Source organism: Curtobacterium sp. P97 (genome assembly GCF_023712445.1).
In the GTDB taxonomy this organism is placed as follows: Bacteria; Actinomycetota; Actinomycetes; order Actinomycetales; family Microbacteriaceae; genus Curtobacterium.
Window position 1 is genome coordinate 36,459 of sequence record NZ_JAMAYF010000002.1, and the last position, 14,244, is coordinate 50,702.

General features: G+C 72.1%; 11 protein-coding genes. 10 read left to right on the forward strand and 1 reads right to left on the reverse strand.

Translation table 11 applies throughout. The features are described 5' to 3' along the window. Positions 1-16 precede the first annotated feature (16 nt). The 7 genes from M3677_RS02060 (at position 17) to M3677_RS02090 (ending at position 9,139) form a co-directional block, all read left to right on the forward strand. Positions 17-2,209 carry an ATP-dependent DNA helicase RecG gene (locus tag M3677_RS02060; RefSeq protein ID WP_066658366.1) on the forward strand — a complete coding sequence of 731 codons (2,193 nt, stop codon included), beginning with the start codon at positions 17-19 and terminating at the stop codon, positions 2,207-2,209. Positions 2,210-2,235: 26 nt separating this feature from the next. Next, the gene (coaD, locus tag M3677_RS02065; protein WP_066654861.1) at positions 2,236-2,730 is read left to right on the forward strand and encodes a pantetheine-phosphate adenylyltransferase; all 495 of its coding nucleotides are present in this window, start codon (positions 2,236-2,238) and stop codon (positions 2,728-2,730) included. A 94-nt stretch (positions 2,731-2,824) separates the two neighbouring features. Then, positions 2,825-3,391, forward strand: a complete 567-nt coding sequence (locus tag M3677_RS02070) for a DUF177 domain-containing protein (protein WP_308201956.1) — start codon at positions 2,825-2,827, stop codon at positions 3,389-3,391. Positions 3,392-3,434: 43 nt separating this feature from the next. Further along, positions 3,435-3,638 (forward strand): 50S ribosomal protein L32, encoded by a 204-nt coding sequence (gene rpmF, locus M3677_RS02075; protein ID WP_058728177.1) that lies wholly within the window; start codon positions 3,435-3,437, stop codon positions 3,636-3,638. Positions 3,639-3,652: 14 nt separating this feature from the next. Continuing rightward, positions 3,653-4,378 (forward strand): ribonuclease III, encoded by a 726-nt coding sequence (gene rnc, locus M3677_RS02080; RefSeq protein ID WP_066654858.1) that lies wholly within the window; start codon positions 3,653-3,655, stop codon positions 4,376-4,378. A 4-nt stretch (positions 4,379-4,382) separates the two neighbouring features. After that, positions 4,383-5,354 (forward strand): bifunctional DNA-formamidopyrimidine glycosylase/DNA-(apurinic or apyrimidinic site) lyase, encoded by a 972-nt coding sequence (gene mutM, locus M3677_RS02085; RefSeq protein ID WP_251155122.1) that lies wholly within the window; start codon positions 4,383-4,385, stop codon positions 5,352-5,354. Positions 5,355-5,386: 32 nt separating this feature from the next. Then, positions 5,387-9,139: a chromosome segregation SMC family protein gene (locus M3677_RS02090; protein ID WP_251159676.1), complete on the forward strand. Its 3,753-nt coding sequence runs from the start codon at positions 5,387-5,389 to the stop codon at positions 9,137-9,139. Positions 9,140-9,387: 248 nt separating this feature from the next. Here the strand turns inward: M3677_RS02090 and M3677_RS02095 are convergent, their stop codons facing one another. Further along, a complete protein-coding gene (locus tag M3677_RS02095; protein WP_066654849.1) occupies positions 9,388-10,413 on the reverse strand; it encodes a TerC family protein in 1,026 nt (341 codons plus the stop codon). A gap of 214 nt (positions 10,414-10,627) precedes the next feature. Between M3677_RS02095 and ftsY the strand changes: the two genes are divergently transcribed. The 3 genes from ftsY to M3677_RS02110 are packed head-to-tail and all read left to right on the forward strand — an operon-like array spanning position 10,628 to position 14,231. Continuing rightward, complete coding sequence (gene ftsY / locus M3677_RS02100; protein WP_251159677.1) at positions 10,628-11,497, forward strand: signal recognition particle-docking protein FtsY; 870 nt, start codon at positions 10,628-10,630, stop codon at positions 11,495-11,497. Then, positions 11,494-12,864 (forward strand): hypothetical protein, encoded by a 1,371-nt coding sequence (locus M3677_RS02105; RefSeq protein ID WP_251159678.1) that lies wholly within the window; start codon positions 11,494-11,496, stop codon positions 12,862-12,864. The genes ftsY and M3677_RS02105 overlap by 4 nt, the downstream gene beginning before the upstream one ends. Beyond that, complete coding sequence (locus M3677_RS02110; RefSeq protein WP_066654844.1) at positions 12,861-14,231, forward strand: hypothetical protein; 1,371 nt, start codon at positions 12,861-12,863, stop codon at positions 14,229-14,231. The genes M3677_RS02105 and M3677_RS02110 overlap by 4 nt, the downstream gene beginning before the upstream one ends. The last annotated feature ends 13 nt before the right edge of the window (positions 14,232-14,244 follow it).

Consider the following 14,244-nt stretch of genomic DNA (forward strand, 5'->3'; position numbering starts at 1 on the left):
CACCGAGGCGCCGCCGGTGCGGCCCGACCTCGGCCCCGCGCCCCTCGACGCCCGGCTGGGCGGGGTCCTCGGCGGACGGACGGCGAAGGCGATCGAGAAGGCCTTCGGGTACCGCACCGTCGGTGAGTTCCTCGAGCACGCACCCCGGCGGTACGCGGAGCGCGGCGCCCTGACCGCGCTCGACTCGCTCGCGATCGGCGAGTCGGTCACGATCGTGGCCGAGGTCATCGACGTGCGCGAACGGACCATGCGCGCTCGACGCGGCTCGATCCTCGAAGCGAAGATCGGTGACGGCAAGGGCCTGCTCACGCTCACCTTCTTCAACCAGGGGTGGCGCACGAAGGACCTCGTGCCCGGTGCCCGTGGGATCTTCGCCGGCAAGGTCGGCGACTACCGGGGTGCGCGGCAGCTCGCCCACCCGGACTACGAGCTGTTCGACCGCGACGACCCCCGCGCGACGGCGGACCCCGAGGACGAAGAGGCGATCCGCTGGTCACGGCAGCCCATCCCGATCTACCCGGCGACGGCGTCGCTGACCTCGTGGCAGATCGCGAAGGCGATCGCCGTCGTCCTCGACACCCTGCCCGACGTGCCCGACCCGATCCCGGCACCCGCGCGAACGCGACTCGGCCTGGTGCCGTTCCGCCGAGCACTGGAGCTCCTGCACCGTCCGGAGAAGGTCGCCGACTTCAAGCGCGCGCAGGACGCGCTGCGCTACCGCGAGGCATTCGTGCTGCAGACCGCCCTCGTGCAGCGGCGCATCGCTGCCCGGGCGACCGCTGCCACCCCGCGTCGGGCGGCGCCCGGCGGGACCCTCGAGCGTTTCGACGCCTCGCTGCCGTTCACCCTGACCGACGACCAGCAGGCGGTGGGGGCCGAGATCGCGCACGACCTGGCGGGGGACTGGCCGATGCACCGGCTGGTGCAGGGCGAGGTGGGCTCCGGCAAGACCCTGGTCGCGATCCGGGCGATGCTGACGGTCGCCGAGTCCGGTGGGCAGTCGGCCCTCATCGCCCCGACCGAGGTGCTCGCGGCGCAGCACCTCCGGTCGATCGTCAAGTTCCTCGGCCCCGACCTGGCGGCCGAGCTCCGGCCGGTCATCCTGACGGGCTCGCAGTCGACCGACGAACGGCGCCGGGCACTGCTCGCGGCGGCATCCGGCAGCTCACGGCTCGTCGTCGGCACGCACGCGCTGCTGGGCGACCGGGTCGACTTCGCGGAGCTCGGTCTGGTCGTGGTCGACGAGCAGCACCGGTTCGGCGTCGAGCAGCGCGAGGCGCTGCGGACGAAGGGCGCGACCCCACCCCACGTGCTCGTCCTCACCGCGACGCCGATCCCGCGCACCGTCGCGATGACGGTGTTCGGCGACCTCGACGTGTCCACCATCACCGGGCTGCCGTCGGGCCGTGCCGGTGTCGAGACCTTCGCCGTCGGGCTGGCCGAGCACCCCGGGTGGGAGGGGCGCATCTGGACCCGGATGGCCGAGGAGCTCGCCGACGGGCGGCAGGCCTTCGTGGTCTGCCCGGCGATCGACGACGCCCACGCCGAGGACGACGGCGGCCCCGAGCCCGCCGAGGACGACGCGCCGAAGCACGCACCGGCGACGGTGCTCGCGACGGCCGAGCGGATGCGGGCCATGCCGGTCCTGCAGGACCGACGGATCGAGGTCCTGCACGGGCGGATGACCGCGGACGAGAAGGACCGCGTCATGACGTCCTTCGCGGCCGGCGACGTCGACGTGCTCGTCGCGACGACCGTGATCGAGGTCGGCGTGGACGTGCCGAACGCGTCGATGATGGCGGTGCTCGACGCCGACCGTTTCGGGGTCTCCCAGCTCCACCAGCTGCGCGGTCGCATCGGTCGTGGGCAGTACGCCGGGGTGTGCCTGCTCGTGACGACCGCCGAGGCCGAGACGACCGCACGCGAGCGCGTCGACGCGGTGGCGGCGTCCGACGACGGCTTCGAGCTCGCCCGCGTCGACCTGGAGCTCCGGCGCGAGGGCGACGTGCTCGGCGAGCGGCAGTCCGGCGGCCGGTCGTCGCTGAACCTGCTCCGCGTCGTCGAGCACGCCGACCTCATCGTCGACGCACGCGGCGAGGCCGAACGCGTGCTCGAGCCCGACCCCGAGCTGCGGGAGCACCCCGCCCTGCGCGAAGCCCTGGCACGGCGGCTCGACGAGTCCGACGCCGCGTTCCTCGGGAAGAACTGACGCCGTCGGCAGGTAGCGTGACGGACATGGCCCAGATCGCCGTCGTCCCCGGCTCCTTCGACCCCGTGACCCTCGGGCACCTCGACGTCATCGGGCGTGCCGCGCGGCTGTTCGACGAGGTGCACGTGCTCGTCGTGCACAACCCGGACAAGCAGCCCGCGATGTTCGCCGCCGCCGACCGGGTGCGGTTGATCGAGCAGTCCCTCGTCGAGACCGGGGCACCGGACAGCGTCCGGGTCGGGGAGTGGACCTCCGGCCTGCTGGTCGACTACTGCCGACAGGTGGGTGCGGGTGTGCTCGTGAAGGGTGTGCGCTCGGGCGAGGACGTCGCGTACGAGACACCGATGGCCATCATGAACCGGCACCTGGCCGACGTCGAGACGGTCTTCCTGCTGCCCGAGGCGTCGCGGGCGCACGTGTCGAGCTCCCTCATCCGCCAGGTCGCGACGCTCGGGGGCGACGTGACGCCCTACGTGCCCGTCGTCGTCGCGGACGCGCTGGCCGAGCACCTCGGGCGCTGACACGCCGCATCCCGGGCGTCCTCGACGTCCGCAGGAGATCGCGGTAGACTCGTCGATCGTGTCTTCCCCCGTGAACAGCCCCTTCGCCCTGCGCGTGCGCGACCTCGCGCACCGGCCGGGCGAGATGCGCGAGCACTCGCTCGACGTCGAGGTGCCGGACGCGATGGGCGCCGGCGTCATCGCCGTGCGCGAGGGCGCCACGCTGCAGCTCGACGTGAAGCTCGAGGGCCTGCACGAGGGTGTCCTGGTCTCCGGACACGCCTCGGCCGAGGCCACGGGGGAGTGCTCGCGCTGCCTCATCGACATCAGCGAACCGGTCGAAGTCGACTTCGCCGAGCTGTTCGCGTACGATGTCTCGGAGGATTTCGACTTCTTCGTTCACGATGACCACGTGGATTGTGAACCGGTCGTTCGAGATGCGGTAGTGCTGGCGCTGCCGTTCCAGCCGGTCTGCCGGCCGGACTGCCCCGGCCTCGACCCCGTCACGGGTGAGCGGCTGGCCGACCTCGGCGAGGTCACCCCGCGCGAGGTCGTCGACCCGCGTTGGGCCGCGCTGAGCGGCTTCCGGGGCGCCGACGCGGACAGCACCGACGCCGACAGCACCGATGCCGACGACAGCACCCCCACCCAGAGCCCCGAGGGCGACGGCCGCACGGCCTGACGCACCTCGACCCTGACCACCGACCAACCGAAAGAGAACCACCATGGCCGTTCCCAAGCGCAAGCAGTCCCGTGCCAACACGCACGCCCGTCGTTCGCAGTGGAAGGCCGCGCCGGTCCAGCTCGTGAAGACGATCGAGAACGGCAAGGTCACCTACAGCCTCCCGCACCGCGCGAAGGTCGTCGAGGACTCGGCCGGCACCGCCCTGTACATGGAGTACAAGGGCCGCAAGGTCGCCGACGTCTGATCGGACCGGACCACATGACAGCGACGTCCGGCGCCACGGGGTCCCGCCCCGTGGGGCCGGACGTCGTTCGTCTGCAGGGCATCCTCGACGTCCAGATCGACGCCGAGCTGCTCCAGCTCGCCCTCACGCACCGCTCGTACGCGTACGAGCACGGGGGCATCAAGCACAACGAGCGCCTCGAGTTCCTCGGGGACTCCATCCTCGGCCAGGCCGTGACCGTGAAGCTCTTCCGGTCGTTCCCCGACCTCGACGAAGGTGAGCTCGCCAAGCGGCGCGCCAGCCTCGTCTCGACGGTCGCCCTGGCCGAGATCGCCCGCATGATCGGGCTCGGCTCCTACCTGCGCCTCGGCAAGGGCGAGGAGCAGACCGGCGGCCGGGGCAAGGCGTCGATCCTGGCCGACACGGTCGAGGCCGTCATCGGTGCGACGTTCCTGTCCGCGGGCCCCGACGCCGCGACGGACCTGGTGCTGCGACTGGTCGAGCCGCTGCTCGTCGACCCGGACCGCTTCGGCGCCGCCATGGACCCGAAGACGAGCCTGCAGGAGCTCGCCGCGAGCCTGTCCCTCGGCAACCCGGCCTACCGGGTGACCGAAGAGGGCCCCGACCACGACAAGACCTTCCACGCGACGGTCGTGCTGCAGGGCGAGGACGTGTCGACGGGGTCCGGCACCAGCAAGAAGACCGCCGAGATGGCCGCCGCGCTCGAGGCGTGGACGCGGCTCTCCGGCCGGGCGGCCTGACCGCGTGCCCGAACTCCCCGAGGTCGAGGTCGTCCGCGCCGGCCTCGAACCCGCCGTCAGCGGTGCCCGCGTGCTGCACGTCGACGTGGTCGACGACCGCGCACTCACCCGGCACGACGGCCCGGCCGAGGACTTCGCCGAACGCCTGACCGACCGCACGATCGCCGCGGCCGTGCGCCGTGGCAAGTTCATGTGGTTCCCCCTCGTCCCCGAGCGCGACGGCGACCGACCCGAGGCACTCGTCACCCACCTGGGGATGTCCGGTCAGGTCCTGCTCGGCCGCGACCGACCGGCCGCGAGGCACCGCCGCATCCTGATCGACGTGCAACCGACGGGGACCGACCGAGACGGCCGTCCCGAGCAGCCGGTCGCGCTGGAGTTCGTCGATCAGCGGACCTTCGGGTCGATGGCGATCGACGCGATGGTGCCGACCGTCGACGGGGCCCCGGCCGGGTCCGCCGGTGCGGTCGACGCCCACGACCCCGACGCGCCGTGGCGGAGGAGCATCCCGACCCAGGTGTCGCACATCGCCCGGGACCCGCTCGACCCCGCGTTCGACGACGACCGCTTCGTCGCGATGGCGCGGAAGCGTTCCAGCGGCATCAAGCGCGTCCTGCTCGACCAGGGCGTGGTGAGCGGCATCGGCAACATCTACGCCGACGAGTCGCTCTGGGCCGCGCAGCTGCACTTCGACCGTCCGGCCGACCGCCTGCCGCGGGCCGACCTGCACCGGCTCCTGGCCGAGGTCCGCACCGTGCTCGCCCGTGCCCTCGAGGACGGCGGGACGAGCTTCGACGCGCAGTACGTCAACGTCAACGGGCAGTCCGGGTACTTCTCGCAGCGTCTCGCGGTGTACGGGCAGCAGGGGAAGCCGTGCCCGCGCTGCGGCACGACCATCGTGCGCGAGGCCTTCATGAACCGGTCGAGCCACCGGTGCCCCGTGTGCCAACCCGCTCCGCGCCGACGCAGGCGTTAGCCTGACGCGCAACCGAGCACCCGGAGACCCGCATGTACTTGAAGAGCCTGACCATCAAGGGGTTCAAGTCCTTCGCGCAGCCGACGACGTTCGCGTTCGAGCCCGGCGTCACCTGCATCGTCGGCCCGAACGGCTCGGGCAAGTCGAACGTGGTGGACGCCCTCGCCTGGGTGATGGGGGAGCAGGGCGCGAAGACCCTCCGCGGCGGCAAGATGGAGGACGTCATCTTCGCGGGCACCTCGACGCGCGGTCCGCTCGGTCGCGCGCAGGTGCTCCTGACCATCGACAACACCGACGGCCTGCTGCCGATCGAGTACTCCGAGGTGACGATCGCCCGCACGCTCTTCCGGAACGGTGGCAGCGAGTACGCCATCAACGGCGAGAACTGCCGGCTGCTCGACGTGCAGGAACTCCTGAGCGACACCGGGCTCGGTCGCGAGATGCACGTGATCGTCGGGCAGGGCCAGCTCGACAAGGTGCTGCACGCCACGCCGGAGGACCGCCGCGGCTTCATCGAGGAGGCCGCCGGGATCCTCAAGCACCGGCGTCGCAAGGAGAAGACGCTCCGCAAGCTCGACGCCATGCAGACGAACCTGACGCGGTTGTCCGACCTCGCGGGGGAGATCCGTCGGCAGCTGAAGCCGCTCGGTCGGCAGGCCGAGGTCGCGCGCAAGGCGCAGTCCGTCGCCGCGGTGGCCCGCGACGCCAAGGCCCGCCTCCTGGCCGACGAGGTCGTCCGGCTGCGCCGTGAGCTCCACGAGCACCAGGAGGTCGAGACGGGCCGGAAGTCCGAGCGCATCGTCCTGCAGGAGCGCCTCGACCAGACCCGTGCCCGGCAGCAGCAGGTCGAGCAGAGCATGGTCGGTGACGCCGTCGACCGCGCCCGGACCGTCGTGCACCGGCTGGAGAGCGTGCAGGAGCGGCTCCGCGGGCTGTCGAGCCTGGCGAACCAGCGCCTGATGTTCCTCGCCCAGCAGGCCGACGCGCCGCAGCAGGGCCCCACGATCACGCCGGAGCGGGTGCAGGGCGTCCGTGCCGAGGCGGACCGGCTCGAGGCCCGTGCCGCCGAGATGGCAGCCGGGTCCGGGGCAGCGGCGGCGGCCGTCGAGCAGGCGCGGGCCCGCCTGGACGCCCTCGACGAGCAGATCGCCGCGCAGGCCGCGCTCGTCTCGCAGCACGACCTCGAGGCCCAGCGCCTCCGCAACGCCGTGGACGTGCAGCGGTCGCGCCGCGCCTCCGTCGTCGCGGACCGCGAGCGCCGGACCCGGGCGCTGGCCGAGGCCGAGGACCGAGCGGCCCGTGCCGCCGGGGCCCTGCACGACATCGGGGACGACCCCTCCGCCGGGGTGGACGCGGACGCACTCGCCGGCGCGCACGACACGGCGCGGCAGCGGCTCGAGGCAGCGCAGACGGCGCGCGAGACCCTGCGCGACCAGCTCCACGCCCTGGAACGCGAGCGCGACGCACTCGACGCCCGGGTCGCGGCCCTCGGCATGTCGATCGACGTCCGGGACGGGTCGCAGGCGGTGATCGACGCCCGGCGCGAAGGCGTGCTCGGTCGCCTCGCCGACGCGCTGACGGTCGAGCCCGGGTTCGAGGCCTCGATCGCCACAGCGCTGGACGGGCTCGCCGACGCGGTCCTCGCCACCGACCGCGGCACCGCCCTCGCCACGGTCGCCCACGCGCGCGGCGCCGACCTCGGCCGCGTGGACGTCGTCGTCGCGGACGCGGAGCTCGACGGGCCGGGGCTCCCCGCGTCGCTGCCGCCGGGCGTGCGTCCGGCCCTCGACGTGGTGCAGGGGCCGACCGCGATCACCGCGGTGCTCCGCGGGACGCTGGTCGCGGTGGCGGACGACGTCGACCTGGAGGCCGTGCTCGCCGCCGCCCCGCACGCGACGGTCGTCACGCGGTCGGGTGACCTCGTCCGCACCGTCCGGGTGACCGGCGGTGGCGCGCGCACGGTCTCCCGCATCGAGCTCGTGGCGGAACGCGACGACGCGCAGGCCCGCCGTGACGCGGTCGCGGCGGACGCGGCGGACGCGGCCACGGGCCTCCAGGCCGCTCGCCAGGAGGTCGAGGACGTGCGCCGCCGTGCCGACGAGGCCGATCGCGCGCTGCGCGCGCACACCGCGGCGGTCGCCGACTACGACCGCTCCAGTGCCGCGGTCCGCGCCGGGGCGGAGAACGCCGCGGCCGAGGTGGAACGTCTGCGCGCCGCCCTGGGCGAGACGGACGGTGCGGTCGAGGCGGTCGACGCCGCGCTGGCCGGGGCCGAGGACGCGCTGCGGGGGTTCGAGGAGCGACCGCGACCCGTCGTCGACGCGTCCGGGCGCCCGGCGCTGCAGGACGCCGTCGAGTCCGCGCGGGCCGCGGAGATCGAGCAGCGCATCCAGGTGGAGACCGTGCGGGAGCGGGCCCGGTCGGAGCGGAACCGTGCGGCCGGTCTGCAGCGGCAGCTCGAGGCGGAGCGTGCGGCTGCGGAGGAGGCAGCGCGGCTCGCGGTGATCCGGCGCGGACAGATCGCCGTCGCCGAGGGGGTGCTCGCCGACCTGCCGGGCGTGCTCGGCGCGGTCGACCGGTCGCTCGCCGAGGCCCGGGTGCAGCTCGCGACCGAGGAGGCCGAGCGCACGAAGCGGAACACCGAGCTGCAGGTCGTCCGCAACGAGGAGCGCGAGCTCCGCGAGCGGCTGCAGACCATCACCGACGGCGTGCACTCGCTCGAGATGGAGATCTACGAGAAGAAGCTGCACGTGTCCGGCGTGCTCGACCGCGCGCAGAGCGACCTCGGGCTGAACGAGGCCGTGCTCGTCGCGGAGTACGGGCCGGACGTGCCGGTGCCGGTGGACGTCCTGGTCGACCCACGGGTGCTCGCGCGTCGGCACCGCGAGGCCGACCGGGCACGGGCGGCGGCAGAGGCCGCAGCGGCGCCCGACGCGGACGCTCCCGATGGCGACGCCGCCACGACCGCCGTCGCCGATGTCGATGTCGACGCCGACCTGCCCGGGCTCGTCGACGCCGAGTCGACACTGCCCGGCGGTCCGGCGCTGCCCGAGCTCGACACCACCGACGAGGTCGACCCCGCCGACGTCGAGACGGTGCCGTACGTCCGCGCGGAGCAGGAGCAGCGGCTCGCAGCGGCGGAGCGGGACCTCGGCCGGCTCGGCAAGGTGAACCCCCTCGCGCTCGAGGAGTTCCAGGCGCTCGAGCAGCGGCACGCCTTCCTCGCGGAGCAGCTCGACGACCTGCAGAAGACCCGGACCGACCTCCTCACCATCATCGAGGAGCTCGACACGAAGATGCAGACGATCTTCGAGGCGGCGTACAACGACACGAAGGCCGCGTTCGACGTGATCTTCCCGATCCTGTTCCCGGGCGGCACGGGATCGATCACGCTGACCGACCCCGACGACATGCTCGCGACGGGGCTCGACGTCCAGGTGAAGCCCGCGGGCAAGAAGATCGACCGGTTGACGCTCCTGTCGGGCGGTGAACGCTCGCTCGCGGCGGTGGCCCTGCTCGTGGCGATCTTCACCGCCAGGCCGTCGCCGTTCTACATCATGGACGAGGTCGAGGCGGCGCTCGACGACGCCAACCTCGGGCGGCTGCTCACCGTGTTCGAGCGACTGCGGGAGTCGTCGCAGCTCATCGTGATCACGCACCAGAAGCGCACGATGGAGATCGCCGACGCGCTGTACGGCGTCTCGATGCGGCAGGACGGCGTGTCCGCCGTGGTCGGTCAGCGCGTGCAGCGGCGCGAGCCCGCGGACGCGGCCGCGGTCGCGTAGCGCGCCCGCGCCCGGCCCGCGCTGGCCCTGGCGCGCTGGCGGCCGCACGGCGAGACTCGGCTCGGCGGGCACGTTCGTGACGGGGACACCGCGAAACCGTCCGCTGGGGCGAGTCTCGGGGTGCGGAGACGGACGGGAGGCGCGGTGCCAGCCGGCACCGTCCTCCCTCGCAGGCTCGGTCGGCGCGCCCCGCGCAACGCTTCGCGTTGCCGCTGAGCGGGGCGCGCCTGTCCGCCACGTGGTCGCGACTACTTCGCGTCGGCCTCCACGGCCTCCTTCGGCTCGCCCGTCGGGGTCAGGCCGCGCTCCTGGCGCTTCTTCGAGACGATGAGCGAGGCGGCCGTGGCCACCGCGATCGTCAGCGCGATGAAGCTCAGCGAGAACCAGATCGGGATCTCCGGGGCCCACTCGATGTGCTCGCCGCCGTTGATGAAGGGCAGCTCGTTGACGTGCATGGCGTGGAAGACGAGCTTGACGCCGATGAAGGCGAGGATGACCGCCAGGCCCTGACCGAGGTAGATGAGGCGCTCGAGCAGCCCAGCGATGAGGAAGTACAGCTGACGCAGCCCCAGCAGGGAGAACGCGTTGGCGGTGAACACGATGAACGCGTCCTGCGTCAGACCGAAGATCGCGGGGATCGAGTCCAGGGCGAACAGCACGTCGGTGAGGCCGATCGCGACCATGACGAGCAGCATCGGGGTGAACAGGCGCTTGCCGTCGACACGGGCCGTGAGCTTGTCACCGTGGTAGTCGTCCGTGGTCGGGATGATGCGACGCAGGACACGGATGAGCTTCGAGTCGCCCTCGGTCTCGTCGTGCCCGCCGCCCTTCGCCTGCGACCAGGCGAGCCAGAACAGCAGCGCGCCGAACAGGTAGAAGACCCACGAGAAGTTCTCGATGATCGTGACGCCGAGGGCGATGAAGACGCCTCGGGCGACGAGGGCGATCGCGACGCCGACCAGCAGGACCTTCTGCTGGAACTCCTTCGGCACCGCGAAGCTCGACATGATGATGAGGAAGACGAACAGGTTGTCGACCGACAGGGCCTTCTCGGTCAACCAGCCGGCGAAGTACTCGCCACCGGCCTGACCGCCGCCGAAGACCAGGATCCCGACACCGAACAGGATCGCGAGCCCGACGTAGAACGCCGACCAGAACGCGGACTCCTTGATGTGCGGAACGTGCGGGGTCCGCACGTGCGAGTAGAAGTCGAACACCAGCAGCGCGAGGATGCCCGCGATGGTGAGGAGCCAGACGAAGAGGGGAACGTCCAATGGATGTCCTTCAGGTTCGGGGCGTCCCGCGGAGCGGGTACGCCGATGCCTGAAGGTCTCCTCCGCCGTGTCGACCGACTGGTCGGACACGACCGGCGTCCCGGGTCTGGATCGTCCCAGACCGTACTGACGGGTGCGCCGCGCGGGAGTACTCCCCTTCAGGAACCGAGGATACCGGGCGCAGCGCCCACTGGTCGCGCCCTAAGCTGGGAGCATGGCGAGTTCCTGGTCACTGTCCACCCGTCTGCGCGGCCTGTTCCAGCGGAAGACCATCGACGAGACCACGTGGGACGATCTCGAGACCGCGTTGATCGGTGCGGATTTCGGCCCCGACATCGCGGACGAGGTCATCGAGGACCTCCACGCCCGCGTCGACCGGTACGGCACGACGGACCCCGCCGACCTGCAGCGCATGCTCCGCGAGGTGCTCGAGGAGCGCCTGTCGAAGCTCGACACGACCCTCAAGCTCAGCAACCGCCCGGCGGTCGTGCTCGTCGTCGGCGTCAACGGCGTCGGCAAGACCACGACGATCGGCAAGTTCGCGAAGTTCCTCAAGACCTACGACCGCACGGTCGTGGTCGGCGCGGCGGACACGTTCCGCGCGGCGGCGGTCGAGCAGGTCGCGACGTGGGCGCAGCGCGCCGGGGTCGAGGTCGTCCGACCGGCGCAGCCCGGCCAGGACCCGGCCTCGGTGGCGTACCAGACGGTCGAGAAGGCCCTGCGCGACGGCACCGAGATCGTCGTGATCGACACCGCCGGCCGACTGCACACCAAGGCCGGCCTGATGGACGAGCTCGGCAAGATCAAGCGCGTCGTCGAGAAGCAGACCGAGATCGCCGAGGTGCTGCTCGTCCTGGACGCCACCACCGGGCAGAACGGTCTCGCCCAGGCGCAGGCCTTCATCGAGGGTGCCGGCGTCACGGGACTCGTCATCACCAAGCTCGACGGGTCGGCCAAGGCCGGCTTCGTGCTCAGTGTGCAGGAGAAGACCGGCATCCCGATCAAGCTCATCGGGCAGGGTGAGGGCATCAACGACCTCACCGGCTTCACTCCGCACGTCTTCGTCCAGAACCTGGTCGGTTGAGCGCCGTGGTGTCGTCCGCGACCGCGCCGTCCACGACCGGCGGGCGAGGGACCCGACCGCCGGCCACCGTCTCGGTGCTCGAGGTCGTCGTGATGTGCGTGGTCGCGGTCGGGCTGACGATCGGCAGCCTGCTGCACAAGCTGCAGTGCGCCGCCCCCGGGGTCGACTTCGTGACCGCCACCCGCAAGGCCTGCTTCGCGGACACCGTGAGCCTGTTCTCCAGTCGTGAGCTCGCGTCGCACGTGTTCCCGTACGTGCAGCCGCTCGGCGAGAACGGGCTGCCACCGGGGAGCCTCGAGTACCCGACGCTCAGCGGGATCTGGGCGTGGCTGAGCGCGCTGCCGGTGAGCTCGCTGCACGGGTTCCTCGTGGTCACCGCGCTGACCTTCGTGCCCGTGGTCGTCGTCACCGTCGTGGCGCTGGCCCGCGTCGCCGGACGCCGGGCGTGGTTCTTCGCGGCCACGCCGCCGCTCTTCCTCTACGCGCTCTACAACTGGGACCTGCTCCCGGTGATGTGCACGGTCGTCGCGATCGCGGCGGCGGTCTGGTGGCCGGCCGGGCGGTCGCAGGTGTGGCGGGCCGTCGTCGTCGGTGCGCTGTTCGGTCTCGGCGGTGCCTTCAAGCTGTACCCGCTCGTCTTCGTCGCGCCGTTCGTCCTCGCCCTGCTCGTCGACGCGACCGCGTCGTGGGGCGATCGCGTGCGCCGTGCCCTCGGCGCGGTGGCGGGCTCGGTGGGCGTGGTCCTCGTGGCGAACCTGCCGTTCGTGCTCATCAACGCCGAGTCGTGGTTCTCCGTGATCCGCTACCAGGGCATCCGGAACATCGACGGGGCGACGCTCTCGGTCTGGTACTACGCCTTCCAGCCGTGGTCGGCCGAGGACTCGCCCGCGTTCCAGCACACGCTGAACCTGCTGGCGACCGGAGCGACGGCGGTGGCACTGCTCGCGGTGCTGGTCACCGGGTTCGTCCTCGGGCTCTGTCGCGGTCGCATGCCCTGGATCGAGACCAGCGCGGCGCTCCTCTGCGCCTACCTGGTCGCGAACAAGGTGGACTCGCTGCAGTACGCGCTCTGGCTCGCGCCGTTCTTCGTGTTCGTCCGGATCCGCAGCGGTTGGGTGATCGCCTACCTGGCCGCGAACACGCTGCTCTTCGCCGGCTGGTTCCGGCACATCTACCTGCAGGCGATCGGGACCACCGTGCGGACCTACGCGGACGAGGCGATGTCGATCGGTGTCTGGGCGCAGATCGTCCTGCTCCCGATCCTGGCGGTCGTGTTCCTGCGCAGCCGGGCGGTGGACCGCGACGACGAGGTGTCGGTGGTGCACGGAGCGCCGGAGCCGCAGCGGACGCCCACGCCGAGCGCGTGAACACGCGCGCGATCGCCGGCAGCAGCAGCGTCCGTCCGGCCGGCGGGGTCGCCGCCGTCGAGCTCGTCGTGATGTGCGTGGTCGCCGTCGGCCTGACCGTCGGGAGCCTGTTCCAGAAGCTGCAGTGCGCGGGCGAGGGTCTCGACCTGGCGTACGTGACACGACACGCCTGCCTCGGCGACACCCTGAGCCTCTGGGGCATCCGCGACCTCGCATCGCACGTCTTCCCCTACGTCGGGCCGCTGACCACCCGCGGCCTGCCGCCCGGCACGCTCGAGTACCCGACCCTCACCGGGCTGTGGGCCTGGCTCAGCGCCCTGCCGGTCGGGTCCAGCCGCGGGTTCCTCGTGGTGACGGCGCTCACGTTCGTGCCGGTGGTGGTGGTCGTGACCGTCCTCCTCGCCAGGATGGCCGGCCGGCGCGCGTGGATCTTCGCCGCGACACCGCCGCTGTTCCTCTACGCGCTCTACAACTGGGACCTGCTCACCGTGGTGTGCACGACCGCGGGCGTCTTCGCCGCGGTGCGGTGGCCGGCCGGACGTGCGCCGGTGTGGCGTGCCGTCGTGGTGGGCGCGCTGTTCGGACTCGGCGGAGCGTTCAAGCTGTACCCGCTCGCGTTCGTGGCACCGTTCGTCCTCGCACTCCTCGTGGACGCCGGGCCGTCCTGGCCGGACCGGGTCCGTCGTGCCGCCGGGGCGGTGGCCGGCGCGCTCGGCGTGGTCCTCGCCGCGAACCTGCCGTTCGTGCTCGTCAACGCCACGTCGTGGTTCTCCGTGATCCGCTTCCAGGGGACCCGGGACATCGACCCGAGCACCCTGTCGGTCTGGTACTGGGCGCTGCAGCCGTGGTCCGCGCAGAGCAGCCCGGAGGTCCAGCTCCGACTCAACCTGCTCTCGACGGCGGCGACCGCCGTGGCCGTGCTGGCCGTGCTCGCCGTCGGTCTGGTCATCGGGCTCCGGCGCGGCCGCATGCCCTGGATCGAGACGAGCGCGGCGCTGCTGTGTGCGTACCTCGTCACGAACAAGGTCGACTCGCTGCAGTACGTGCTCTGGTTGACGCCGTTCTTCGCCGTCGTGCGGATCCGCCTCGGGTGGGTGGTGGCCTACGTGACCGCGAACCTGCTGCTCTTCGTCGGGTGGTTCCACTCGTTCGCGCTGAAGGCCGTGGGTGTCTCCGCCCGGACCTGGGCGGACGAGGCGCAGACCATCGGGATCTGGGGGCAGATCGTCCTGCTGCCGATCCTGGCGGTGGTGTTCCTGCGGAGCCGTGCGGTGGACCGCGACGCGGACCGCCCGGGGCCGGATCCCCGACCGGGGGCAGCTGCCGGGCTCCGTGCTCGGGGAACGGCGTCGCCGGCTCGCGAGTAGTGTCCGCTTCGGC